The 22,167-nt window shown below is 73.4% G+C and carries 27 protein-coding genes; 15 read left to right on the top strand and 12 right to left on the bottom strand.

The window, feature by feature from the left end:
- Positions 1–17 precede the first annotated feature (17 nt).
- The gene (locus ABD230_RS06605; protein WP_344370682.1) at positions 18–1,112 is read left to right on the top strand and encodes a serine hydrolase domain-containing protein; all 1,095 of its coding nucleotides are present in this window, start codon (positions 18–20) and stop codon (positions 1,110–1,112) included.
- A 21-nt stretch (positions 1,113–1,133) separates the two neighbouring features.
- Here ABD230_RS06605 and ABD230_RS06600 read toward each other — a convergent pair whose 3' ends face one another.
- Entirely contained in the window at positions 1,134–2,258 is a 1,125-nt protein-coding gene (locus tag ABD230_RS06600) for a DNA glycosylase AlkZ-like family protein (RefSeq protein ID WP_344370678.1), read from the bottom strand.
- A 46-nt stretch (positions 2,259–2,304) separates the two neighbouring features.
- Positions 2,305–3,204: an oxygen-dependent tRNA uridine(34) hydroxylase TrhO gene (trhO, locus tag ABD230_RS06595; RefSeq protein WP_344370674.1), complete on the bottom strand. Its 900-nt coding sequence runs from the start codon at positions 3,202–3,204 to the stop codon at positions 2,305–2,307.
- Between the two features lie 138 nt (positions 3,205–3,342).
- Here trhO and ABD230_RS06590 point away from each other — a divergent pair, with 138 nt between their 5' ends.
- Entirely contained in the window at positions 3,343–3,879 is a 537-nt protein-coding gene (locus ABD230_RS06590) for a YbhB/YbcL family Raf kinase inhibitor-like protein (RefSeq protein WP_344370672.1), read from the top strand.
- Positions 3,880–3,914: 35 nt separating this feature from the next.
- On the opposite strand, the gene ABD230_RS06585 is transcribed toward ABD230_RS06590, so the two are convergent.
- Positions 3,915–4,136: a PLD nuclease N-terminal domain-containing protein gene (locus ABD230_RS06585; protein WP_344370670.1), complete on the bottom strand. Its 222-nt coding sequence runs from the start codon at positions 4,134–4,136 to the stop codon at positions 3,915–3,917.
- Between the two features lie 29 nt (positions 4,137–4,165).
- On the bottom strand, positions 4,166–4,804 hold the full coding sequence (locus tag ABD230_RS06580) for a LysE family translocator (protein WP_344370668.1): 639 nt from the start codon (positions 4,802–4,804) through the stop codon (positions 4,166–4,168).
- A 75-nt stretch (positions 4,805–4,879) separates the two neighbouring features.
- Between ABD230_RS06580 and ABD230_RS06575 the strand changes: the two genes are divergently transcribed.
- Positions 4,880–5,383 (top strand): MarR family winged helix-turn-helix transcriptional regulator, encoded by a 504-nt coding sequence (locus tag ABD230_RS06575; protein WP_344370665.1) that lies wholly within the window; start codon positions 4,880–4,882, stop codon positions 5,381–5,383.
- Positions 5,380–6,081 (top strand): GNAT family N-acetyltransferase, encoded by a 702-nt coding sequence (locus ABD230_RS06570; protein WP_344370662.1) that lies wholly within the window; start codon positions 5,380–5,382, stop codon positions 6,079–6,081. Before ABD230_RS06575 ends, ABD230_RS06570 begins: the two co-directional genes overlap by 4 nt.
- 31 nt (positions 6,082–6,112) lie before the next feature.
- On the opposite strand, the gene ABD230_RS06565 is transcribed toward ABD230_RS06570, so the two are convergent.
- Positions 6,113–6,496 carry a VOC family protein gene (locus tag ABD230_RS06565; protein ID WP_344370659.1) on the bottom strand — a complete coding sequence of 128 codons (384 nt, stop codon included), beginning with the start codon at positions 6,494–6,496 and terminating at the stop codon, positions 6,113–6,115.
- A gap of 56 nt (positions 6,497–6,552) precedes the next feature.
- Between ABD230_RS06565 and ABD230_RS06560 the strand changes: the two genes are divergently transcribed.
- The 4 genes from ABD230_RS06560 to ABD230_RS06545 all read left to right on the top strand — a co-directional run bounded on the left by ABD230_RS06560 (position 6,553) and on the right by ABD230_RS06545 (position 9,022).
- A complete protein-coding gene (locus ABD230_RS06560; RefSeq protein ID WP_344370656.1) occupies positions 6,553–7,710 on the top strand; it encodes an enoyl-CoA hydratase/isomerase family protein in 1,158 nt (385 codons plus the stop codon).
- Between the two features lie 84 nt (positions 7,711–7,794).
- Entirely contained in the window at positions 7,795–8,178 is a 384-nt protein-coding gene (locus ABD230_RS06555) for a helix-turn-helix domain-containing protein (RefSeq protein WP_344370654.1), read from the top strand.
- Positions 8,171–8,608 (top strand): SRPBCC family protein, encoded by a 438-nt coding sequence (locus ABD230_RS06550; protein WP_344370651.1) that lies wholly within the window; start codon positions 8,171–8,173, stop codon positions 8,606–8,608. The genes ABD230_RS06555 and ABD230_RS06550 overlap by 8 nt, the downstream gene beginning before the upstream one ends.
- A gap of 75 nt (positions 8,609–8,683) precedes the next feature.
- Positions 8,684–9,022 carry a YciI family protein gene (locus ABD230_RS06545; protein WP_344370648.1) on the top strand — a complete coding sequence of 113 codons (339 nt, stop codon included), beginning with the start codon at positions 8,684–8,686 and terminating at the stop codon, positions 9,020–9,022.
- A 27-nt stretch (positions 9,023–9,049) separates the two neighbouring features.
- Here ABD230_RS06545 and sufU read toward each other — a convergent pair whose 3' ends face one another.
- Together sufU and ABD230_RS06535 are read right to left on the bottom strand one after the other, a co-directional pair.
- Positions 9,050–9,490: a Fe-S cluster assembly sulfur transfer protein SufU gene (sufU, locus tag ABD230_RS06540; protein ID WP_344370643.1), complete on the bottom strand. Its 441-nt coding sequence runs from the start codon at positions 9,488–9,490 to the stop codon at positions 9,050–9,052.
- Entirely contained in the window at positions 9,490–10,803 is a 1,314-nt protein-coding gene (locus tag ABD230_RS06535; RefSeq protein WP_344370639.1) for an aminotransferase class V-fold PLP-dependent enzyme, read from the bottom strand. The genes sufU and ABD230_RS06535 overlap by 1 nt, the downstream gene beginning before the upstream one ends.
- A gap of 82 nt (positions 10,804–10,885) precedes the next feature.
- Between ABD230_RS06535 and ABD230_RS06530 the strand changes: the two genes are divergently transcribed.
- Positions 10,886–12,424, top strand: a complete 1,539-nt coding sequence (locus tag ABD230_RS06530) for an MmgE/PrpD family protein (protein ID WP_344370636.1) — start codon at positions 10,886–10,888, stop codon at positions 12,422–12,424.
- A 36-nt stretch (positions 12,425–12,460) separates the two neighbouring features.
- Here ABD230_RS06530 and ABD230_RS06525 read toward each other — a convergent pair whose 3' ends face one another.
- Positions 12,461–13,408, bottom strand: a complete 948-nt coding sequence (locus ABD230_RS06525; protein ID WP_344370633.1) for a hypothetical protein — start codon at positions 13,406–13,408, stop codon at positions 12,461–12,463.
- A gap of 240 nt (positions 13,409–13,648) precedes the next feature.
- Between ABD230_RS06525 and ABD230_RS06520 the strand changes: the two genes are divergently transcribed.
- The 3 genes from ABD230_RS06520 to ABD230_RS06510 all read left to right on the top strand — a co-directional run bounded on the left by ABD230_RS06520 (position 13,649) and on the right by ABD230_RS06510 (position 16,147).
- The gene (locus ABD230_RS06520; protein ID WP_344370630.1) at positions 13,649–14,824 is read left to right on the top strand and encodes a bifunctional 2-methylcitrate synthase/citrate synthase; all 1,176 of its coding nucleotides are present in this window, start codon (positions 13,649–13,651) and stop codon (positions 14,822–14,824) included.
- A gap of 113 nt (positions 14,825–14,937) precedes the next feature.
- Positions 14,938–15,504: an acyl-CoA thioesterase gene (locus ABD230_RS06515; protein WP_344370627.1), complete on the top strand. Its 567-nt coding sequence runs from the start codon at positions 14,938–14,940 to the stop codon at positions 15,502–15,504.
- Between the two features lie 76 nt (positions 15,505–15,580).
- Positions 15,581–16,147, top strand: coding sequence for an acyl-CoA thioesterase (locus ABD230_RS06510; protein WP_344370622.1), 567 nt, complete (start codon positions 15,581–15,583; stop codon positions 16,145–16,147).
- A gap of 7 nt (positions 16,148–16,154) precedes the next feature.
- On the opposite strand, the gene ABD230_RS06505 is transcribed toward ABD230_RS06510, so the two are convergent.
- Both ABD230_RS06505 and ABD230_RS06500 read right to left on the bottom strand, forming a co-directional pair.
- Positions 16,155–17,279: an AI-2E family transporter gene (locus ABD230_RS06505; protein WP_344370620.1), complete on the bottom strand. Its 1,125-nt coding sequence runs from the start codon at positions 17,277–17,279 to the stop codon at positions 16,155–16,157.
- Between the two features lie 57 nt (positions 17,280–17,336).
- Positions 17,337–17,858 carry an SRPBCC domain-containing protein gene (locus ABD230_RS06500; RefSeq protein ID WP_344370618.1) on the bottom strand — a complete coding sequence of 174 codons (522 nt, stop codon included), beginning with the start codon at positions 17,856–17,858 and terminating at the stop codon, positions 17,337–17,339.
- A 69-nt stretch (positions 17,859–17,927) separates the two neighbouring features.
- On the opposite strand from ABD230_RS06500, the gene ABD230_RS06495 reads away from it, so the two are divergent.
- On the top strand, positions 17,928–18,299 hold the full coding sequence (locus ABD230_RS06495; protein WP_344370615.1) for a hypothetical protein: 372 nt from the start codon (positions 17,928–17,930) through the stop codon (positions 18,297–18,299).
- Positions 18,300–18,320: 21 nt separating this feature from the next.
- Here the strand turns inward: ABD230_RS06495 and ABD230_RS06490 are convergent, their stop codons facing one another.
- A complete protein-coding gene (locus tag ABD230_RS06490) occupies positions 18,321–20,066 on the bottom strand; it encodes a phytoene desaturase family protein (protein WP_344370613.1) in 1,746 nt (581 codons plus the stop codon).
- 99 nt (positions 20,067–20,165) lie between these two features.
- Between ABD230_RS06490 and ABD230_RS06485 the strand changes: the two genes are divergently transcribed.
- The gene (locus ABD230_RS06485; RefSeq protein ID WP_344370611.1) at positions 20,166–21,167 is read left to right on the top strand and encodes a helix-turn-helix transcriptional regulator; all 1,002 of its coding nucleotides are present in this window, start codon (positions 20,166–20,168) and stop codon (positions 21,165–21,167) included.
- 62 nt (positions 21,168–21,229) lie between these two features.
- Entirely contained in the window at positions 21,230–21,673 is a 444-nt protein-coding gene (locus ABD230_RS06480) for a VOC family protein (protein ID WP_344370608.1), read from the top strand.
- Positions 21,674–21,752: 79 nt separating this feature from the next.
- On the opposite strand, the gene ABD230_RS06475 is transcribed toward ABD230_RS06480, so the two are convergent.
- The gene (locus ABD230_RS06475; RefSeq protein ID WP_344370606.1) at positions 21,753–22,145 is read right to left on the bottom strand and encodes an META domain-containing protein; all 393 of its coding nucleotides are present in this window, start codon (positions 22,143–22,145) and stop codon (positions 21,753–21,755) included.
- Positions 22,146–22,167 lie beyond the last annotated feature (22 nt).

The following is a 22,167-nucleotide window of genomic DNA, read 5'->3' as shown; positions in this document are numbered from 1 at the left end:
GGGCGTAGCCTGCGAGCATGGGCGTGCAGCTCGCCGTTCGGCTGCGGCGCACCGCCCTCGTCGCGGTGCTCGCCATGGGCACCCTCGCGCTCACGGGCTGCATCGAGTTCTACGAGGACGAGCTCGATCCCGGCCTGATCCGCCAGCTCGAGAGCCACTTCGACGACGATCGCGACCGTGCGGCCGCGGCGATCGTGGAGGGGGACCGCCTGCACACCGGATACGTCGGCGCCGACGAGGACACGGTCTTCGAGGTGGGCTCGATCACCAAGCTCCTCACCGGCCTGCTGCTGCCGATCGCGGTCGATCGCGGCGAGGTCGCGCTCGACGACCCGGTCGGCCGGTACCTCCCGCTCGGCGATGCCCCCGTGGCGGCGCGCACGCTGGAGGAGCTCGCGACCCACCGCGCCGGCCTTCCGCCGATCACGAGCGACGAGGCGCTGCTGATCTCGATCCGCGACGCCGTGTCGAGAGGGCGGGCACTCCCGCTGCTCTCCGTCGACGACCTGCTCGCGCTCGCCGCCCGGGAACCGGCCGAGCCGACCGGGCGCGCCGTGTACAGCTCGCTCGGCGCGGCGCTGCTGGGCCACGCGCTCGCCGCGGCCGCGGGTACCGACTACGCGACGCTCGTGCGCGAGCGCGTGCTCGACCCGCTCGGCATGGACGGGGCCGAGGTGCCCGCCGACCCGGCCGCCGTCTCGACGGCGTATGCGGGCGGCTTCACCCCGCTGGGGGAGCCGGCGCAGGCGTGGACCGGTGCCGGCTGGGGCCCGACGTTCGGGCTCCACGCCACCCTGCCCGACCTCATCGCCCTCGCCCGGGCGGTCCTGGACGGGCCGTTCACGGACAGCCCGGCGCTCGAGTCGATGGCCGACGGCCCGAACTCGCAGCAGCACATGGGCTACCTCTGGTTCCTCGCCCGCGACGGCGATCGGACCCTGACCGGGACCCGGGCGATCACGAGCGGCTTCGCCGCCGCCTTCTTCGTCGACCGGGATGCCGGGCAGGCCGTGATCGCCCTCTCCAACGAGGCGCGCCACGTGGACCGCTTCGCGGTGTCGCTGCTCGACGGCGTCTCGGGCGCGGGCGGATGGCGCGCAGGCGACCCCTGACCCGCGTCGCCCGCACGCGGCTCAGCCGAGCCCGACCGCACGGCCCGCCACCTCGAGCCCGAGCCAGGCGGCCAGCGAGTCGAGTTCGCCGAAGACGGCCTCGACGACCTCCCGGGTGAAGGGCTCGTCCTCGTGGATGGCGTCGACCCGCAGCGCGCCCGCCTCGCGGTCGGCGGTCGCGTCCACCTTGCCGACGAGGCGATCGCCGTGGAGGATCGGCATCGCCCAGTACCCCCACCGACGCTGGTCGCGCGGCTTGTACATCTCGAGCACGTACTCGACGCCCCACAGCTCGCCGAGGCGCCGCCGGTCGAAGACGAGCCGGTCGAGCGGCGACAGCAGGGCGGTGCGGGGTGCGAGCGGCTCGTCGACGCGTGCGAGCGCCTCGGGATCGACCCGCCAGGTGCCGCGCAGGCCCTCGACCTGCACCGGCTCGCCGATGCCGCGGGTGTCGATCGGCTCCCCGGGCGAGCTCGAGCCGCGACCCTCGCGGAGGATGCCGAGCGACGCGAGGCGCCGTTCGTTGCGGCGCCGGTACGCGGCGTCGTCGTCGAGGTCGTCGTCCGTGAGGGCCGCCGGGGCCGCGGGGTAGACGCGCTCCGCGAGGTCCCACAGCCGCGCCCCGTCGCGCCGGCCGGCGACCGCGAGCTCGCCGCGATCGCCGAGGAGTTCGAGCATGCGCTGCACGTTCCGGTCGTTCGTCCACCCCGTCGACGACCACGGCACGGCGGAGGTGTCCGGGATCTCCGTCGCGGGCAGCGGCCCCTCGGCACTGAGCCGGACCAGGACGTCGCCGCGGAACGTCGCGTTCGCCGCCAGCCAGTCCCGCGTCCGCTCGTATGCGGGCGCGGCCCGCATGATGGGCCGGAACAGGGGGAGGTCCTCCATCGGCCGGATCATGAGGTCGAGCTCGAAGAGCGTGCGGTCGACCTCGAGGGCCCGGGTCAGGTCCGCTGGGTCGTACGCCTCGCCGAGCCGGCTCCACAGCACGACGTCGGCGCTCGGTGCCACGGCCGACACCGGGTCGACCTTGATGAACGTGAGCCGCCGCACGACGTCGAGCACGTCGGCCGGCCGCTCCGCCTCCAGGGCCTGGGCGCGCACCGCGATCCGGCGCGCCTGCGACCTCGAGAGCGTCGGGACCATGCGCACACGCTACGCCCGATCGCCGACGCGTCGTCGGCCGGCCCGGTCAGGCGGCGGACGCCGCGTGCTCGGCGCACTGCGCAGGCGTGCACGACTCGCAGCGCACGAGCTGCGTCCGGCAGGCGGCATCCGTGCAGTTCACGGTCCGCTTCGTCGCGGTGCCGCACGCGCCGCACGCGCCGACGACGGCCGCGTGGTCGCTGAAGTCGACCGACCCGCGGCCGTCGAAGACGTAGAGCGAGCCCTCCCACAGTCCGTCGTCGCCGAAGCGCTCGCCGTAGCGGACGATGCCGCCCTCGAGCTGGTAGACCTCGCCGAAGCCGCGGCTCGCCATGAGGCTCGAGAGCACCTCGCAGCGGATGCCGCCGGTGCAGTAGGTCACGACGGGCCGACCCTTGAGGTGGTCGTAGGCGCCGGCGTCGAGCAGCCCGACGAAGTCGCGCGTGGTCTCGGTCGGCGGCACGATCGCGTCGCGGAACCGCCCGATCGCGGCTTCGACGGCGTTGCGGCCGTCGAAGAAGACGACCTCGTCGCCGCGGTCCTCGACGAGCTCGTGCAGCGCGTCCGGGGAGAGCCGCGTGCCGCCCCCGACGACGCCGTCGGCGTCGACGCGCAGCTCGCCGGGCGCGCCGAACGACACGATCTCGTCGCGCACCTTGACGCTGAGCCGTGGAAAGTCGACGCTCCGGCCGCCCTCGTCGAACCCGGTGCCCTCGCTCCACTTCACGTCGAGGCCATGGAAGCCCGGGTAGTCCCGGGTCTTGCGGACGTAGCGCTTGAGCGCGCCCATCTCGCCGCCGAGCGTGCCGTTGAGGCCGTCCTTCGAGACCAGCACGCGACCGCGCAGCCCGAGGGACTCGGCGAGGTCGCGCTGCCAGAGCCGGATCGCCTCGGGGTCGGCGAGCGGGGTGAACACGTAGAACAGCAGGATCTTGGGCAGCGGCACCCCGAGATCCTAGGGGCGCAGGCTGGGCGGATGCCGCGACGCGGCGTGTGCGCGGAGGGCGGCATCCGGTCGGACGTACCCTGACCCCGACCGCCGACCGGGCCGTCCGCCCGGACGTCGCCGACCAGGAGGTTCGAGATGCTCGACGTGGATCCCTACGACGCGTTGCAGGAGCTCCGCCCGGTGGAGTCGTTCACGGTCGCGAGCACCGACTTCGCCGACGGCGGGCCGCTCGCGCGTCCGCAGTGGGCGCACGCGGCCGGCGGCGTGGACCGTTCGCCGCAGCTGTCGTGGAACGGCTTCCCGGAGCGCACGCGCGGGTTCGCCGTGACCTGCCTCGATCCCGACGCGCCGAGCGGATCGGGATGGTGGCACTGGGCGGTCCTCAACCTCCCCCTCGAGACCACGAGCCTCGACGCGGGCGTCGGCGCACCGGGCGGTCCTCCGCTGCCCGAGGGCGCGATGGTCCTGCGCAACGAGGACGGGGTCCGCGGCTTCGGCGGCGCCGCGCCGCCGCGCGGCACCGGCGTCCACCGCTACGTGTTCGTCGTGCACGCGCTCGACGTGCCCAGCCTCGACCTGGACCCGGACGCGACGCCCGCGGTGCTCGGCATCCGCTGCTTCGGCCACGCGCTCGCGCGGGGCATCCTGGTCGGCACCGTGAACCGCGACTGAGCGGCTCCGGCGCGACCGGCGGGCCTGCCGCGGCGTCAGTCGACCCGGCGCCCGAACACGAAGTACGCGATCGGGCCGACGTAGTTGACGGCGATCGCGATCGCCCAGACCCACTTCCTGCCGTTCACGTCCTCCGCCGGACGGCGCGCGAGGTCGCTCCACGCCGCCGAGGCGAGCGCGAGCTGGATGACGGCGCCGACGATGCCCCTGACCTGCTGACCCCGGCTGAGGTCGCTCCACTGCCGTGCCTTCGCCATGGTTCCTCCGATCCTCGGTGCGGACCCTCTCAGTGCTTGCTCCCCGACAGCGCGAGCACGCCGCCGAGTCCGATCATCATGACGCCGCCCGTGGCCGCGAGGTGCGATGCGCGCTTCGGCGACCGCCCGAACCAGTCGCGGGCCCAGCCGGCCGCGAGCGCCCACACCGAGTCGCACGCGAGCGCGAGGACGACGAACGCCGTGCCGAGCATCGCCATCTGCGTCGGGATGGCGCCGGCGCGGAAGTCGACGAACTGCGGCAGGACGGCGACGAAGAAGGCGATGGTCTTCGGGTTGGTCACCCCGACGACGAATCCCTCGCCGAGCAGCCGCCACGGTGATCGTGCGGCGACCTGGCGGGTGACGGCGTCGGCCGCGTCGCCGCGGTGCCGGATCGCCTGGACGCCGAGGTACACGAGGTAGAGCGCCCCGGCGAACTTGATCGCGGTGAAGAGCACGATCGACTGCGCGACGACCGTGCCGACGCCGAGTGCGACGGCGGCGACGAGCGGCAGCATGCCGGCCGCGTTGCCGACGACGCTGAGCAGTCCGCCCGTCCGGCCGAGGGCGAGCGAACGGCCGATGACGAACAGCACGCTCGGCCCCGGGATGAGGATGAGCACCACCGAGGCCAGCACGAATGCCCAGAGGTTCGACGCGGGGACCACGGGGCGATCCTACGCTCGCGCGGTTGCGATTCCATATGCCGATATATAACCTGTTATCGAACTGAGGAGGACGGCATGGTCGACGACCTCGTCGCAGAACTCGGGCATCTCACGCTCGGATCGCGACTGAAGCGGCTCGGCGAGCGGATGCAGGCCGAGACGTCGCAGTTCATCCGCGCCCAGGGCGCCGGGTTCCCGGCGAGCCGGTTCCCCGTGCTGGCGGCGCTCGAGCAGGGCGCGGCGACCGTCGGCGAGCTGGCCGAGGCGCTCGGGGTCGCCCAGCCCGGGGTCACCCGCACCGTGACGAGCCTCGCCGACCTCGGCCTCGTCGAGGTGACGACCGAGCCGGGCGACCGGCGCCGCCGCGCGGTCGCCCTCACCCCCGCCGGCACGGAGCTCGTCGAGCGCGCCCGACGCGACCTGTGGCCACGCATCGACGCCGCCGTCGCCGAGGCCTGCGCCGGACTCGAGGGGTCGTTCCTCGAGCAGGTCGGCGGGCTCGAGCGCCGGCTGGACGACCGCCCGCTCGACCGGCGCGCCGCTGAAGCGCGGCCCGGCGCCGAAGGGTCGGCGCCGTGACGCGGCATCCGCTCGACCGGCCCGCCTGGGGCGCCCTCGCCGGGCGGCAGCGGGGATTCGCGATCGGCGACGGGCTCGCGCGGCGCTACGACCCTGAGGTCGGGCCCTTCGCCGCCGTCGGGAGCGACGAACCCGACCACCTCGCCGCGCTCGGCCGCCTGGTGCGGGCACACGGTCGCGCGGTGCTGCTGCAGGCGCCGCCCGCGCCCGTGCCGCCCGGCACCGCGGAGCGCCTGCGGGCGCCGGGCGTGCAGCTCGTGCTCGACCGACTCGTCGCGCCGCGGGATCCGTCCCCGCCCGACGTGCTCGAGCTGGGCGCGGCCGACGCCGCCGAGATGCTCGCGCTCGCGCGGCTGACCGAGCCCGGTCCGTTCGAGCCGCGCACGCACGAGCTCGGCGGCTTCCTGGGCGTCCGCGACCCCGGGACGGGAGCGCTGGTCGCGATGGCGGGCGAGCGTATGCGACCCGACGGGCACACCGAGCTCAGCGGCGTCTGCACGCACCCCGACCATCGCGGCCGAGGCCTCGCCGCGGCGCTCAGCGTCGCCGTCGCGCGGCGCATCCTCGCCCGCGACGAGACGCCGTTCCTCCACGCGTTCGCCCGCAACCGGTCCGCCATCGCGCTGTACGAGCGGCTCGGCTTCGTGCACCGCGCCGATGTGGAGGTCGTCGTCCTGGAGGCGGACCCGCGCGACTGAGTCGGCGGCAGCGCCGCGGGGCGCCCGCGCGCTACTCCTCGTCGGGCTGCGGCGCGATCGGCTGGCCGAGCCGCACCCGCGTGCCGAACGGGTCGGAGACCAGCGCCACGCGCTCGCCCCACTCGCTGTCCGAGGGCTCCTCCAGGACGAGGTACCCGGCGTCGGACAACGCCCGCGTCGTCGCGTCGACGTCGTCGACGTAGAACCACAGCAGCATGCCGGCGCCCTCGCCGGCCGTCGCCCCCTCGGCGAGGCCGAGCCCGAGCTGCGCCGACCCGGCCTGCAGGGTCGCGAACAGCGGCTCGCCGTCGGGCGGGAAGCGGTACACCACCGTCGCGCCGAGCGCGTCACGGTAGAACCGCAGGGCGGCCTCCATGTCGGGCACCTCGACGATGGGGAATGCGGACTCGATCATGACCCCTCCTGCGCCCGACGCTACGCCGGGGGAGGGGATGCCGCTAGCGTGTCACCGTGAGCGACCACATCTCCGCGAGCGTCGCCGACGGGGTCGGCCACCTGACGCTCGAGCGCCCGCAGGCGCTCAACGCCCTGAGCTACGAGATGATCCGCGAGCTCACCGCCGTCTTCGACGCATGGCGCCACGACCCCGAGGTCTCCCTGGTCGTGCTCGACGGCGCGGGCGAGCGGGGCTTCTGCGCCGGCGGCGACATCCGCGAGCTCTACTCGTACGCGACCGGCGGCCACGTGGCCGAGGCGCTCCGCTTCTTCCGGACCGAGTACCGGCTGAACGCCGCGATCGCGCGCTACCCGAAGCCGGTCGTCGCGATCATGGACGGCATCACGATGGGCGGCGGCATCGGCCTGGCCGGCCACGCCTCGATCCGCATCGTCACCGAGCGCTCGCGCGTCGCGATGCCGGAGACGCGCATCGGCTTCACGCCCGACGTCGGCGGCACGTGGCTGCTCGGCCGAGCTCCGGGCGAGCTCGGCGTCCACCTCGCGCTGAACTCGCGGACCATGGACGCCGCCGACGCCATGCACGCCGACTTCGCCGACGCCTTCGTGCCGAGCGATCGCATCCCGCACCTGCTCCAGGCCCTCGCCGAGCGCGCGGACCCCGGCACGCCGTCCGAGATCGTCATGCTCTTCGACGAGACCCCGGGGCCCTCCGCGCTCGCGGCCGCTCGACCATGGGTCGACGAGTGCTACTCGGCGCCGACCGTGCAGGGCGTGATCGATCGGCTCCGCGCGTTCGCGGATGGCCGAGCCGACGACGACCGGACCGCGGGTGGGGCGGATGCCGCGGGGCGCGGTCCCGGCGACGGCGCCGGCTCGGGCCATCCGTCGGACCAGCCCGCGCACGCCTACGCCGCGGCGGCCGCCGACGAGCTCGAGACGCTCTCGCCGACCGCGCTGACGATCACGCTCGAAGCCGTGCGCCGGGCGCGCACCCTGCCCCGTCTCGAGGACGCGCTCGAGCAGGAGTTCCGCGCCGTGTCGTGGTTCATCGGGCAGCACGACCTGCACGAGGGCATCCGGGCGCAGGTCATCGACAAGGACCGCTCACCGCAGTGGGACCCGCCGGCGCTCGCCGACGTGCCCGCCGGCCTCGCGGCGCGCGTGCTCGAGGAGCAGCTGCACGACCCGGTCTGGCCCGACGCCGGCTGACGAGCCCGCGTTCCTCCTCGACCGCCGTCCGCGTCACCCGGTCGGGGGTTGCCGCGCACGCCGCGACCTCGGATAATAAACCACATGGTTTACTCGGGATCGGATGCCGCGACACGGGCCGACGCCGCCGACGCCGACCGGCTCGACGCGGTCTTCGCAGCGCTCGCGCACCGGTCGCGCCGCGACCTCGTGCTCTACCTCGCCGCGCGCTCGGACGCCCCGCGGATGTCGCAGGTGGCGGCCGACCGCGGCGTCTCGCCGCAGCTGCTCAACAAGCACACGGCCGCACTCGAGAAGGCCGGGCTCGTGCGGCGCGAGGGCGGCGGTCGCGAACGCCGGCTCGTGCTCGACGCCGTCGCGCTCACCGAGGCGCAGCAGTGGATCGCCCGCGCCCGCGAGTACTGGACCGCCCGACTCGATGCGCTCGACGCGTACGTCGCGACCCTCGGTGGCGACCGCGATGCCTGAGACCGTCTTCGACATCGAGCGCACCTTCGCGATCGATCGCGTCACGATGTGGTCGCTGTGGACCGACGCGGCCCACGCCGCACGCTGGATGCGGCCCTCGGTGACCGACTACGGCCCGACCGATGCGACCATCGACGCACGGCCCGGCGGCGCGTACCGCTTCGAGATGCACGGACCGGACGCGACCTACGCCACGTCCGGCACCTACGTCGACGTCGACCCGATGGACCGGCTCAGCTTCACCTGGCGCTGGGACGGCTCCGACGAGGAGACCCTCGTCGAGGTCCGCTTCGCGGACGACGCCGATGGCACGCGCGTCCGCATCACGCACACGCGCTTCGCATCCGCGGAGTCCGCCGAACGCCACGGCGACGGCTGGCGCGGATGCCTCGACTCGATCGCCGCCGTCTTCGAGCCCTCACCCGGCTGACCACCATCGCGTGCCGGCGACGGTGCCGGCATCCGGACTCCCGCCGGGGTCCGCAGATCCGAGAGGAACACTCCCATGGCACGGTTCGTCTTCATCTACCACGCCCCCATGCCGCCCGCTGACGCCACCCCGCCCACCGACGACGAGACCGCCGCCGTCATGGGGCAGTGGATGGACTGGGCGGCGAAGGTCGGCGACGACATGGTCGACTTCGGGACGCCGCTCGCCGACGGCGTGCGCGTCACGCCGGGCGGCGCGACCGCACCCAGCACCCGCGAGGTCACCGGCTACACCATCATCGAGGCGGACGACATGGACGCGGCGCTCGAACTCGCGAGGGCGCACCCGCATCTCAACATGGCCGGCGGGTGCGAGATCGAGGTCCACGCCGCGCAGCCCGTGCCCGGGATGTAGTCGGAGCGCCCGACGGGAGCGGCGCGGTCAGCGCGCCGTGCCGACCGCCGCCTCCAGTGCGACCCAGGAGAGCATCGCGCACTTGATGCGCATGACGTACTTCGAGACGCCGTGGAAGGCGATCGCGTCGCCCAGCACGTCCTCGTCCGGCTCGCCCGCGCCCTTCGAGCGCAGCATCGAGCGGAACTCCTCGGCGAGGCCGAGCGCCTCGTCGACCGGACGGCCCGCAACGAGATCGGTCAGGACCGACGCCGACGCCATCGAGATGCTGCACCCGTCGCCCTGCCAGGCCACCGCCTCGATGCGCTCGTGCGCGTCGTCGAGCTTCACGCGCAGCGTGATCTCGTCGCCGCACGTCGGGTTGTACTCGTGGTGCTCGCCGTCGGCGCCCTCCAGCGGGCCGTCGCCGTGCCGCGCCTTCGCGTGCTCGAGGATGATCTGCTGGTAGAGGCCGTCGAGTGCGCTCATCAGGCGGCTCCCGTTCCGAGTCCGAAGAACCCGCGGACCTCGCCGAGCGCGGTGACGAACCGGTCGGCCTCCTCCACGGTCGTGTACACGTGCGCGCTCGCGCGCGTCGTCGCCGTCAGGCCCAGCGCGCGGTGCAGCGGTTGCGCGCAGTGGTGGCCGACTCGGACGACGAGGCCGGCGTCGTCGAGGAACTGCCCGACGTCGTGCGCGTGCACGCCGTCGACGGCCACGCTCACGAGGCCGCCGCGCGGCTCGCCGCGCTGCGGGCCGACGATCCGGACGCCGGGGATCGCCGCCACGCCCTCCACGACGCGCGCCGCGAAGGCGGCCTCGTGCGCCGCGACGGCGTCCATGCCGAGGTCCTCGAGGTACCGGACGGCGGCGGCCAGGCCGATCGCCTGCGACACCGCCTGCGTGCCCGCCTCGAATCGCTGCGGCGCCGGCAGGAACTCCGCGGAGTCGAACGTCACGCGCGTGATCGTCGAGCCCCCCGTGCGAGCCGGCGGCAGCACGTCGAGCAGTTCCGCGCGCCCGTACAGCACGCCGATGCCGTTGGGGCCGAGCATCTTGTGGCCCGAGAACGCCGCGAAGTCGACGCCGTACCCGGCGAGGTCGACCGGGCGATGCGGCACCGACTGGCACGCGTCGAGCACGACCAGCGCCTGCGGCGCCCGCTCGCGCACGACCGCGACGACGTCGGAGACCGGCACGATGAGGCCGGTCACGTTGGAGATCTCGGCGAACGCCACCACCCGGGTGCGGGGCGTGAGCACCGCCGCGAGGTCGTCGATGCCCCAGCAGCCGTGCTCGTCGACCCGCACGGGCACCAGGCGCGCCCCGGTGCGCTGGGCGACGCGCTGCCACGGCAGCAGGTTCGCGTGGTGCTCGGCCTCGGGCAGCACGATCTCGTCGCCGGGCTGCAGCGCGAACCGATCCGCACGTGCCCCGCCGATGCCGGCGCTCGCGTCGGCGATGCCGAGCGCGACCATGTTCAGCGCGTCGGTGGCGTTCTGCGCCCACACGACCTCGCGCTCGTCCGCCGCGCCCACGAAGCGGGCGACGTCGGCGCGCGCCTCCTCGAACCGCGTCGTCGACCGCCCGGTCGCGGCGCTCGCGCCGCGGTGCACGGCGGCGACGTCGTGCTCGAGGTAGTCGCGTTCGGCGTCGAGCACGACGGCCGGGCGTTGCGCGGTGGCCGCCGAGTCGAGGTAGGCGGTCGGTCGGGCGTCGCCGGGGTCCGCGAGTGCGGGGAAGTCGCGTCGGATGTCGCGAACCGCCCGGGCGCCCACGCTCTCGGTGTCGGTGTGGATCATCCCCTCCATCGTCCCATGCCCCAGCCGGGCGGTCGCCGTCAAGATCGGGCGGCGCACGCCGCCGTTCGGTAGCGTGAACGGCGTGAAGATCCACCACCTGCGCACCCACCGGAGCGACGAGGGCCTCGCACGCGAGGGCCAGCTCGCCTGGCAGCTCGCCGGCGTCGCCGTCGACCCCGTCGAGGTCGACGACGAGGTCGTCGAGATGGTCGTGAACCGCGTCATCGACAACGCGGCCGTCGCCGCGGCATCCCTCGCACGCGGCCCCGTGGTCGCGGCCCGCAGCCAAGCGCTCGCGCACCCCGTCTCGATCGGCGGCGACGGCGCGACCGTGTTCGGCGCCGACGCCGGCCGTCGCACCTCGCCGGAGTGGGCCGCGTGGGCCAATGGCGTCGCCGTGCGCGAGCTCGACTTCCACGACACGTTCCTCGCCGCGGACTACTCGCACCCGGGCGACAACATCCCGCCGATCGTCGCCGTCGCGCAGCACTGCGCCGCGTCGCGCGGACTGACCGGGCGCGACGTCGTCCGCGGCATCGCCACCGGGTACGAGCTGCAGGTCGACCTCGTGAAGGCGATCACCCTGCACGCCCACAAGATCGACCACGTCGCCCACCTGGGACCGTCGGCCGCGGCCGGCATCGGCACGCTCCTCGGCCTCGACCAGGAGACGATCTTCCAGGCCATCGGGCAGGCGCTGCACACCACGACCGCGACGCGGCAGTCGCGCAAGGGCGAGATCTCGACCTGGAAGGCGTACGCGCCGGCGTTCGCGGGCAAGATGGCCGTCGAGTCCGTCGACCGCGCCATGCGCGGCCAGACCAGCCCTGTGCCGATCTACGAGGGCGAGGACGGCGTCATCGCGTGGCTCCTCGGCGGACCCGAGGCCACCTACGAGGTGCCCCTGCCCGAGACGGGCGAGGCCAAGCGCGCCATCCTCGACTCCTATACGAAGGAGCACTCGGCGGAGTACCAGGCGCAGGCGTGGATCGACCTCGCCCGCAAGCTGCACGACGAGTACCCGTTGATCCTCGACGACCCCGACCGCATCGAGTCGATCACCATCCACACGTCGCACCACACGCACTACGTGATCGGCTCGGGCGCCAACGACCCGCAGAAGTACGATCCGGATGCCTCGCGCGAGACGCTCGACCACTCGATCCCGTACATCTTCACGGTCGCCCTGCAGGACGGCGCGTGGCACCACGCGGACTCGTACAGCCCGGAGCGCGCACACCGCGCCGACACCGTGGCGCTGTGGCGAAAGGTGTCGACGGTCGAGGACCCGGACTGGACGCGCCGGTACCACTCGCTCGACATGGACGAGAAGGCGTTCGGCGGCCGCGTCGTCATCCGCCTGGCCGACGGGGGCGAGATCGTCGACGAGATCGCCGTCGCCGACGCCCACCCGCTCGGCGCCCGGCCGTTCGGCCGTGAGCAGTACGTGCAGAAGTTCCGCACGCTCGCCGAGTGGGTGCTCGAGCCCGCTGAGGTCGACCGCTTCCTCGACGTCGCGCAGCGCCTGCCCGAGCTCGGGCCCGACGAGCTCGGCCAGCTGACGATCACCGCCGCGCCCGGCGCCCTGAACGGCGTCGACATCCCCACCGGCCTCTTCTGACGCCCACACCCCGCCGTTTGGACGAAATCCGGCGCCTCAGCGCCGTCTCCGGCGCCGAATTCCGTCCAACGAGCGAGGGGACCCGGTCCAGCCGGCACCGCCGAGCCGTCGTGCGAGGCGTGCGACCATCGCGACGGGATCGGCGAGGTCGTCATCGGTGACCTCGGTCACGTGGTACCCGAGGGACTCCAGCTCGGCCTCACGGGTGCGATCCCGTCGCCACTGCGCCCGATCGGTCCGATGGTGGTCGCCCTGGTACTCGAGAACCTCCCGGTACGCGGCGAACAGGAGGTCGACGCGGGCGACGAACCGCCCGTGCGGGTCGACGACGTCGACGTTCACGTCGGGGGCGGGCAGACCGGCGAGGTGCAGGATCGCCCGGAGTTCCGACTCCTTCGGCGATTCGGCGCGACCGTCGAGGAGGGGCAATGCGGTGCGGATGCCGACCACGCCGCGCCGGTCGAGACGCCGGTCGGCCGCACGCTCGAGCTCCGACGCCGTCGCGAGTCCTCGACGCAGGAGCCAGTCGCCGGCGGCGACGAGCTCGGGCACGTGGAGGAGGACGCCCAGGTCGCACCAGGTGCGGATGGGCGTGGTCACCGACATCCGCCGGACCCGTTCGAGGTCGGGCGCCTCGATGCGGAGCACCCGGCCGATCACGCCCGCCCGTCGGATGGCGCGCCCCGGCGCCGGGACGGCGAGCTCCACGTCCTGCCGGAACGCGAGTCGCGGCGGGAGCGGGATGCCGTGGACGGACGCCGCGGTCGCGCCGCAGACGAACGCCGAGGGCGGCGCGAGCGCGAGCGCGAGGCGGCACCGCCCGTCGAGCCCGAGTCGGACGGCAGCGGGTGCGCGGCCGCCGTGGAAGGGAGCGACGAGGTCGCCGCGCCGCAGCCGATCGGGTCCGACCCCCGCGTCGAGCGCCTCCCGCACCGTGAAGGGCCGAGTCGAGAGCTCGGAGGGGAGCGGGTTCGCGCGCGGCATCCGCCGATCCTGCCGCCGCGGAGCCGCACTCCGGCCGCCCGCGCCCCCTCGCCTCGCCACCCGGCGCCACCTCGCACCTGTGCAGGACAGCACGTTCGGACGCGAATCGGCGGATGCGCGAGCAGCAGACCGCCCGTTCGCGTCCATTCGCGCCCGCGCGGCGCGGGCGGCGGGTCGTAGGCTGGGGGAGCGGTCGCGACGAGGCGACCCGCCCGTCCCAGGAGCCCCACGAGGAGCACGATGAGCGAGCAGACCCCGCAGACCGAGACGCCGAAGATCTACAAGGGCCTCGCCGGCGTCCCCGTGGACTTCACCGCGATCTCGAAGGTGAACCCCGAGACCAACTCGCTGCTCTACCGGGGCTATCCCGTGCAGGAGCTCGCGGCATCCGTGACCTTCGAGGAGGTCGCCTACCTGCTCTGGAACGGCGAGCTGCCGAACGACGAGCAGCTCGCGGCGTTCGAGGAGCTCGAGCGCAGCCATCGCGGCCTCGATCACGAGACCAAGCGCATCGTCGACGAGCTGCCGCTCACCGCGCACCCGATGGACGTCGTCCGCACCGCGGTCAGCGTGATCGGCGGGATCGACCCGAAGACGCCCGACGACTCGCCCGAGGCGAACCTCGAGAAGTCGATCCGACTCTTCGCGAAGCTGCCGTCGATCATCACGTACGACCAGCGGCGCCGCCACGAGCTCGAGTTCGTCGAGCCGAACAACGACCTCGGCTACTCGGCGAACTTCCTGTGGCAGGCGTTCGGCGAGACGCCCGAGCTCGCCGTCGTGAACGCGTTCGACACGTCGATGATCCTCTACGCCGAGCACTCCTTCAACGCGTCGACCTTCACGGCGCGCGTCATCGCCTCGACCCTCTCCGACCTGTACTCGGCGATCACGGGTGCGATCGGCGCGCTCAAGGGCCCGCTGCACGGCGGCGCCAACGAGGCCGTCATGCACGCGTTCGACGAGATCGGCCCCGGCGACGGCGGCGCCGAGCGCGCCGTGGAGTGGCTGGATGCCGCGCTCGCCGAGAAGCGCAAGATCATGGGCTTCGGCCACCGCGTCTACAAGCACGGGGACTCCCGGGTGCCGACGATGCGCGACGCGCTCGAGCGGATGGTCGAGCACTACGACCGCCCGGACCTGCTGGAGCTGTACGTCGCCCTCGAGGAGGCGATGGACGAGCGCAAGGGCATCAAGCCGAACCTCGACTACCCCGCGGGCCCGACCTACCACCTGATGGGCTTCGACACCGAGATCTTCACGCCGCTGTTCGTCGCCAGCCGGGTCACCGGCTGGACCGCGCACGTGATGGAACAGCTCGCCTCCAACGCCCTGATCCGCCCGCTGTCGGTCTACGACGGCCCGGATGAGCGTCACGTGCCCGCGAAGGGGAACGCCGCCGGCGACGGCAGCTGAGCCGCCACGGTTCGCGGCGACCGACAACGCCGCGCCGCAGCATCCGTCGTCGCACTGTGCGCGCCCACCAAGGTGGAGATGTCCACCACGGATCCGCAATATCCTCGTGGACCATGCACATGTTGTTCCGCACCCTGCTGCACGTCCTCTTCCTGTCGCGGCGCAAGCCCGACCTCGGGCACTGGGATGTCGCGCGGACCCGGTTCATCACGCTGCCGACGGATCTCGACGTGAACCGGCACATGAACAACGGCGTCTACTTCTCGATCATGGATGTCGCGCGGTTCGACATGCTGGTGCGCAACGGCGTCTTCGGCATGATGCGCGACCGCGGCTGGTACCCGGTGGTGGCGAGCGAGACGATCACGTTCCGCAGGTCGCTCGAGCTCTGGCAGCGGTTCACGATCGAATCCCGCCTGCTCGGCTACGACGAGCGGGCGGTGTACGTCGAGCACCGATTGGTGCGCCCCGGCGCGGACGGCGAGCCGGAGATCTACGCGCAGGCGTTCATCCGGGCCCGGTTCCTGCGCAAGGAGGGCGGCACGGTGCCGGTGGCGGAACTCATGGAGGCGTTCGGCGCCCCGGCGGCCGACGACGAGCTGCCCGAGTGGATCGTGCGCTGGGGCGGCGACGTCGCACTGCCGTCGACCCGCGCGGCGGCGCCGTCGGTCTGGGGCTGACGCCGGTCGCGACGGCTCGCGGCGGCGGGACCACCGGCCCACCGGCCCGCCGACGGACGCCGTAGCGTGGCCGATCATGCACCTGGTGTTCCGGACGCTGCTCCGCGTGCTCGTCGTGGCACGGCGCGGGCGGACGCTCGGCCTCGCCGACCTGGGTCGCGCTCGATTCGTGACGTTGCCGACCGACCTCGACGTCAACCGGCACATGAACAACGGGGTCTACTTCTCGATCATGGACCTCGCCCGGATGGACCTGTTCGTGCGGACCGGCCTCTTCGACCTGATGCGTGCGAAGCACTGGCTGCCGGTGGCGGTCAGCGAGACCATCGCCTTCCGCAAGCCGCTGAGCCTCTGGCAGCGGTTCACGGTCGAGACGAGGCTGCTGGGGCACGACGGCAGGCTGATGCTCTTCGAGCAGCGCTTCACGCGCCCCGGCCCCGGCGGCGGGCCGGAGATCTACGCGCGCGCGTTCGTCCGCAAGCTCTTCGTGCGGAACAGCGGGGGCTCGGTGCCCGTCGCGGAGGTCCTCGACGAGCTCGGCGCGCCGCCGGTGCCCGACGTCGCACCGGAGTGGCTCGCGGCGTGGGCCGACGACGTGGCGCTGCCGCCGAGTCGTGCCGAGGCGCCGTCCGTCTGGCACTGACCGGTCGCTACGACCTGGCCTTCCAGGGAACGACGACCTCCTTGACGATGAGGAGGATGCCGGCGGCGATCGGGATGGCGACGAGCGCGCCGCCGAGGCCGGCGAGCGTGCCGCCCGCGAGGGCGGCGATCAGCACGATCGAGCCGGGGACCTGCACCGCTCGGCTCATCACGCGCGGCGTGAGGATGTACGCCTCGACCTGCATGTAGACGAGCATCGCGACGAGCACGATGATCGCGGCGGTCGGCGAGACGAACAGTGCGATGACCGTCATGAACGCCGTGGTCAGCACGGTTCCGATGAGCGGGATCAGCGTGATGAAGAACGCCGCGACCGCGATCACGAGCGCGAACGGCACGCCGACGAGGGCCAGCAGGATCAGGCTGTACGTCGCGTTGAAGAAGGCGAGCACGACCATCCCGCTGAGGTAGCGGCCCACGTTCTGCATGATGCGCTCGGCGTAGTCGACGACGCGCTCGCGGTGCGAGGCGGAGATGAGCGTGTAGATCGCGGCCTTCGAGGAGTCGAGCGTCGCCATGAAGTAGATCGTCAGGATGAAGACGAAGAACGCCGTCGAGATGCCGCCGATGATCGCGAAGCCCACATCGAGGGCACCGCCGCCGACGGTCGCCCAGGTGTTCGGGTCGGTGAGCGTGTCGACGAACCACTGGTAGACGTTCGCGAGCAGGCCGTCGGAGTCGCCGGAGAGCTGCTTGAACCAGTCCTGCTGCTGGAGGTTCGAATACAGCTCGGGGAGCGAGCGGATGAATTCCGCCGCCTGCGTGATGACGAGCGGCAGCACGAGCCAGAGCATGCCGCCGATCACGAGCACGAAGATGATGATGACGGTGACGATCGCCCAGCCGCGCTTCATCCCGCGCCGCTGGAACCAGCGCACCAGCGGGTCGAGCCCGAGCGTGACGAACACCGCGGCGAACACCGAGAAGACGACGCCGGCGAGGCTGATGAGCATGCTGGCCAGCGCGAGGGTGACCAGGACCCCGGCGGTGACGACGATGCCCCAGGTGAAGGGGTGGTTCGCCATCATGCCGCCGGGTTCGCGGACGCGCGTGGGGGACTCGGGCTGCCGCGGGGTCTCGGTCGTGCGAGCCCGCCGTTGGATGGCCTTCACGCGCGCCAGCCTAGCCCTGCGGTGCAGGGAGCCGCGAGACTCTCGGCCCGCGCGTCCTCATCGCCGGGACGGGTCGGCCGCCCCCTCCGGTACGTGCAGCGAGCGGTAGGTGGCGACGAGGCCGGGGTCGTAGTCCGACCACTCGGGCATCGCGCTGCCGCCGCGCGCGGCGGCGAACCGGTCGAGGAAGAAGTCCCACCCCGGGCCGACCGAGGTCGCGTCGGCGGGCGTGCGCAGGCGCTGCCCCAGCGTGAGCGTGGTCATGCCGCCGGCCTCGCGCAGGTGGCAGAAGACGCGTACCGAGGTCTCGCCCTCGCCGATGTCGGCGCGGAACCCGTACGGCGCGTCGCACTCGAGGATCGAGGTGTTCTGCCACTCGGCGTCCTCGCCCGACATCCGGAACCGCACCGCGCCCGTGGAGGGCGTCCCCGTGTACGTGCCGATCCACGCCTGCATCGCCGTCGGATTGGTCAGGGTGTACCAGACCTCCTCGATCGGGGAGTGGAACAGCCGGTCGAACTGGAGGTAGAGCCCGTCGTCCTTGCGAACGTAGTGGCCGGTCGCCCGAGTGATGGTCATCGTCGCCCCCTGCGTGTCGTCCTGTCCTCAGGCTAATCCGGCCGCCCGCGGACGGCTAGAGTGGCGCGCATGAGCAGCAGGTCTTCCTCGCGACAGCCGCACGACGAACAGGCGCTCGACATCGGAGCGCGCCACAGTGGGCTCTGGGGGTGGTTCAGCGGCATCATCGTGCTCGCGCTCATCGCCGTGCCGCTCAGCGCCGCGTTCGCGTTCGCGACGAACCCGCGTTCGCAGCAGCTCTTCGGTGGGCGCCTCTCCGAGGCGACGACCGGCGGGTACCAGGCGTTCTGGTGGATCGTGACCCTGCTCCTGCTGGCCCTGCCGGTGCTCGTCGGCTACGGCGTCGCGAAGATGTCGGGCCGCGCGCTCATCATCGTCGGCGCGATCGTCGCGCTGTTCGTGATCGCGATCATGGTGCTCGGCCAGCTGTTCGTCTTCTAGCCGCCGGCGCGGCCGACTCGCCTACTCCGCCTCGAGCACGGCCATGGCCGCGTTGTGCCCGCCGATGCCGCTCACTGCGCCGCCGCGCACCGCGCCGGACCCGCAGAGCAGGACGCGCGGATGGCGCGTCGCGACGCCCCAGCGCTGCGCCGGCGTCGCGAGCTCGTCGCCGGGTTCGGCCCACGGCCACGACAGGGGACCGTGGAAGATGTTGCCGCCGGGCATCTGCAGCGCCTCCTCGAGGTCGCGTGTGGTCTTCACCTCGATGCACGGGCTGCCGTCGGCGTCCGTCGCGATGACGTCGGCGACGGGTTCGGCGAGCACCGAGTCGAGCGAGGCGAGGACGGCGTCGCGGAGCCGCTCGCGGAGCGCGTCGTTGCCGATGACGTCGACGAGCCGGTCGGGCACGTGCAGTCCGAAGACCGTGAGGGTCTGCGCGCCGGAGTCGGCGAGCTCCGGGCCGAGGATGCTGCGGTCGCTCAGCGTGTGGCAGTAGATCTCGCAGGGGAGCGGGTCGGGCAGCTCGCCGGACGCCGCGCGCAAGTGGGCGTCGGCGAGCTGGGTGCCGAGCTCGTTGATGTGGAACGTGCCGGCGAAGGCCTGCTCCGGCGCCACCTCGGCGTCCGCGAGTCGGGGGAGCCGGGTGAGCAGCAGGTTGACCTTGACCTGGGCGCCCTCGGGGAGCCCGGCGCGTGCGAGTCTCCGCGCCTCCGACGGGTCGAGCGCGACCCGGTCGTCGCCGGTCGGCCGCTCGTCGCGCGGGGCCACCGCGGCGGACCCCCCGCCGTGGGCGGCGGACCGCACGCCCGCGAGCGCGGGTTCCCTGGCGTCGACGGATGCCGCGACGAGCCGCTCCAGCACGGCGGGCGCGACGCCGGCGAGCACGGTGCGGGCGCGTGCCGTCCATTCGACGCCGCCCTCGCGCCAGCGCACCTCGCCGGTCTCGCCGTCGATCGCCACGACCTCGGCCTCGGTGCGGAGCACGGCGCCCGCCTCGCGGGCGGCGCGAGCGAGCTCGCCCGATACGGCGCCCATCCCGCCCACCGGCACGTCCCAGTCGCCCGTGCCGCCGCCGATCACGTGGTACAGGAAGCAGCGGTTCGCGTCGAGCGACGGGTCGTCGAGGTCGGTGAACGTGCCGATGAGGCCGTCGGTCGCGACGACGCCGCGAACGAGGTCGTCGCCGAACCGGGCGTCGATCGACTCGCCGAGGGGGCGCTCGACGAGGTCGACCCACACCCGGTCGTCGCCCACGAGGGCCCGGGCCTCGTCGCGGGTCGGCAGCGGTTCCGTGAGCGTCGGGAAGAGCGCCCGGGCGACGCGCTCGGTGTCGGCGTACAGTTCGCGCCACGCGTCGGCGTCGTCGGCCGCGCCGACCCGCGCGAACGCGTCGCGCGCGGCCGCGGCATCCGCCTCGACGTCGACGAGCAGGCCGCGCGACGGGTCGCGCGGGTCGGGCGTGTACGACGAGAAGCGTCGACGGACGAGTCGGATGTCGAGGCCGAGGTCGTCGATGATGCGGCGCGGGAGCAGGCTCACGAGGTACGAGTAGCGGCTGAGGCGCGCGTCGACCCCGGGGAACGCCTCGGCCGAGACGGCGGCCCCGCCGAGGTGGTCGTCGCGCTCGAGGAGGAGCACGCGGCGGCCGGTCCGGGCGAGGTAGGCGGCGGCGGTCAGGCCGTTGTGGCCGCCGCCGACGATGATGAGGTCCTGTTCGGGTGCGCCGGCGGGCAGGGGCGAGCCGGAGGGATGCGCGTCGGTGGGCATCCACCGAGCGTAGACGAGCGGATGTCGCGTGGGCGCCGGGTCGGCTCGATCCGGGACATCCGGACGACTTCCGGCCGGAATCAGGACGAGAATCGAGCCATGGCCGCCACCACCGCCCGCACGCTCGACCTGTTGTCGCTCCTGCAGAGCCACCGGCACTGGACGGCACGCGAGCTCGTCGACCGCCTCGGCGTCAGCGAGCGGACCCTCCGGCGCGACGTCGAACGGCTGCGCGAGCTCGGATACGCGATCGAGTCGACCCGGGGCGTCGCCGGCGGCTACCGGCTCGCGGCCGGCACGGGCCTGCCACCGCTCCTGCTCACCGACGACGAGGGCGTCGCGATCGCGGTCGGCCTGCGGTCGCAGGCCGCTGCCGGGCTGCGGGGCGCCGAGCACACGACGTTGAGCGCGCTCGCGAAGATCGAGCAGGTGCTCCCCTCGCCGCTGCGGCGGCGGATCGCCGCGCTCCAGGCGATCGCCGCACCGATGCGGTCGGCGGCGCCCGGCGGCGAGGGGAACGCACCGGTCGTCGACAGCGACCTGCTCGGGCAGCTCGCCCTGTGCTGCCGGGACGCCGAGCGCGTCCGCATGCGGTACACGGATGCCGCGGGCACGGCGAGCACGCGGTCGATCGAGCCGCACCGCCTGGTCCCGCTGGGCCGGCGCTGGTACCTGCTCGCCTGGGACCGGGATCGCGACGACTGGCGCACGTTCCGCCTCGATCGGATCGGCGACGTGCTCCCCACCCGGGTGCGCTTCGAACCCCGGCCGCTCAGCGACGAGGACGCCCTCGAGCGGGTCCGGCGGTCGGTGCGCCGACTCGACCGTCCGGTCCGGGCGACCGTGCACGTCGACATGCCGTCCGCGGCGTTCCGCGAACGGCTCGGGTGGTGGGCGCGCGACGCCGTCGCCTCGCCGGACGGCGTCGGCACCGTGTGGCCGGTCGAGGACGAGACCGTCGCGGGCGTCGCGGCTGCGCTGCTGTTCGTGCCCGAGGGCGTCGACTGCCGGGTCGACGGGCCGCCCGAGCTCGCCGTGTTCCTCGCCGCGCAGGCGGAGCGGTTCGCCGCCGCAGCGGGGTCGGCCGCGGCGGCGCGGTGAGCCGACGTCGCACGGCCGCGCCGACGGCGCGACGTGTCGGCGGTGCGGTGTCGAATGGGCGCATGGACATCGCCTTCATCGCCGGCTTCGGCCCGATCGGCACGGTCGACTCGGCGTCGCACGACTTCTGGGCGGGAGCCCTCGGCATCCCGTTCCACGAGAACGCGCCGCGGTACTTCCACACCGAGGAGGTCGACGGCGCCCGGGCCTTCGCGATCTGGCCGCTCGACCAGGCCGCCGAGGCGACGTTCGGCACGGCGACGTGGCCCGCCGACCGCCCGGTGCCGCAGGCGTGGATCGAGTTCGACGTCGCCTCGCCCGAGGCCGTGGCGCCCGCCGTCGCGGAGCTGCGCGCGCGAGGGCTCGAGATCCTCGTCGACGCCCACGAGGAGCCGTGGGGGCAGACCACGTCGCGGCTGATGAGCCCCGAGGGACTGCTCGTCGGAGTGAGCTACACGCCGTGGATGCACGACGGCGGCTCCGACGCGGGCGGCGACGCCGACTGAGGCGAAGGCACCGGCGACCCCGTCACGGCACGCCACCGGGGTGCGGGCCGCCCGGGGACCGCACCACTGGTCGGCCGCGTCAGCCGCTGCGCTCGAGGGTTCCGATGGGCGAGCCGTCCGAGCCGAGCACCGTCATGGTGTCGTTCGCGACGTCGGCCGCCGTCATGCCCGAGAGCCAGTCGTCGACGCCCTCGCACGCCATCTGCGTGCTCGCGACGTTCTCGAACTCGACCTGGTCGGCCTCGTTCACCGACCACGTCCCGTTCAACTGGTTGCACCCGTCGCTGCCCGAGAAGTCGCCGCCCTCGGCGAGCGAGAGGTACGGCGACCCCTCGCCGCTCGAGTCGCCCCACGTGCCGACGGCATCCACGGTTCCCCCGGTGTCCTCGCCCTCGGCCCCGCTGCACCCCGTGAACGCGAGCGCGACCGCCAGTACCCCCATACCGATGACGAGCCTGTGCCTGCTGGTCATGCTCGCAGCGTAGCGGGGAGCA

The organism is Agromyces tropicus (assembly GCF_039531345.1).
GTDB lineage: Bacteria > Actinomycetota > Actinomycetes > Actinomycetales > Microbacteriaceae > Agromyces > Agromyces tropicus.
This window is presented reverse-complemented; position numbering and strand designations above follow the sequence as displayed.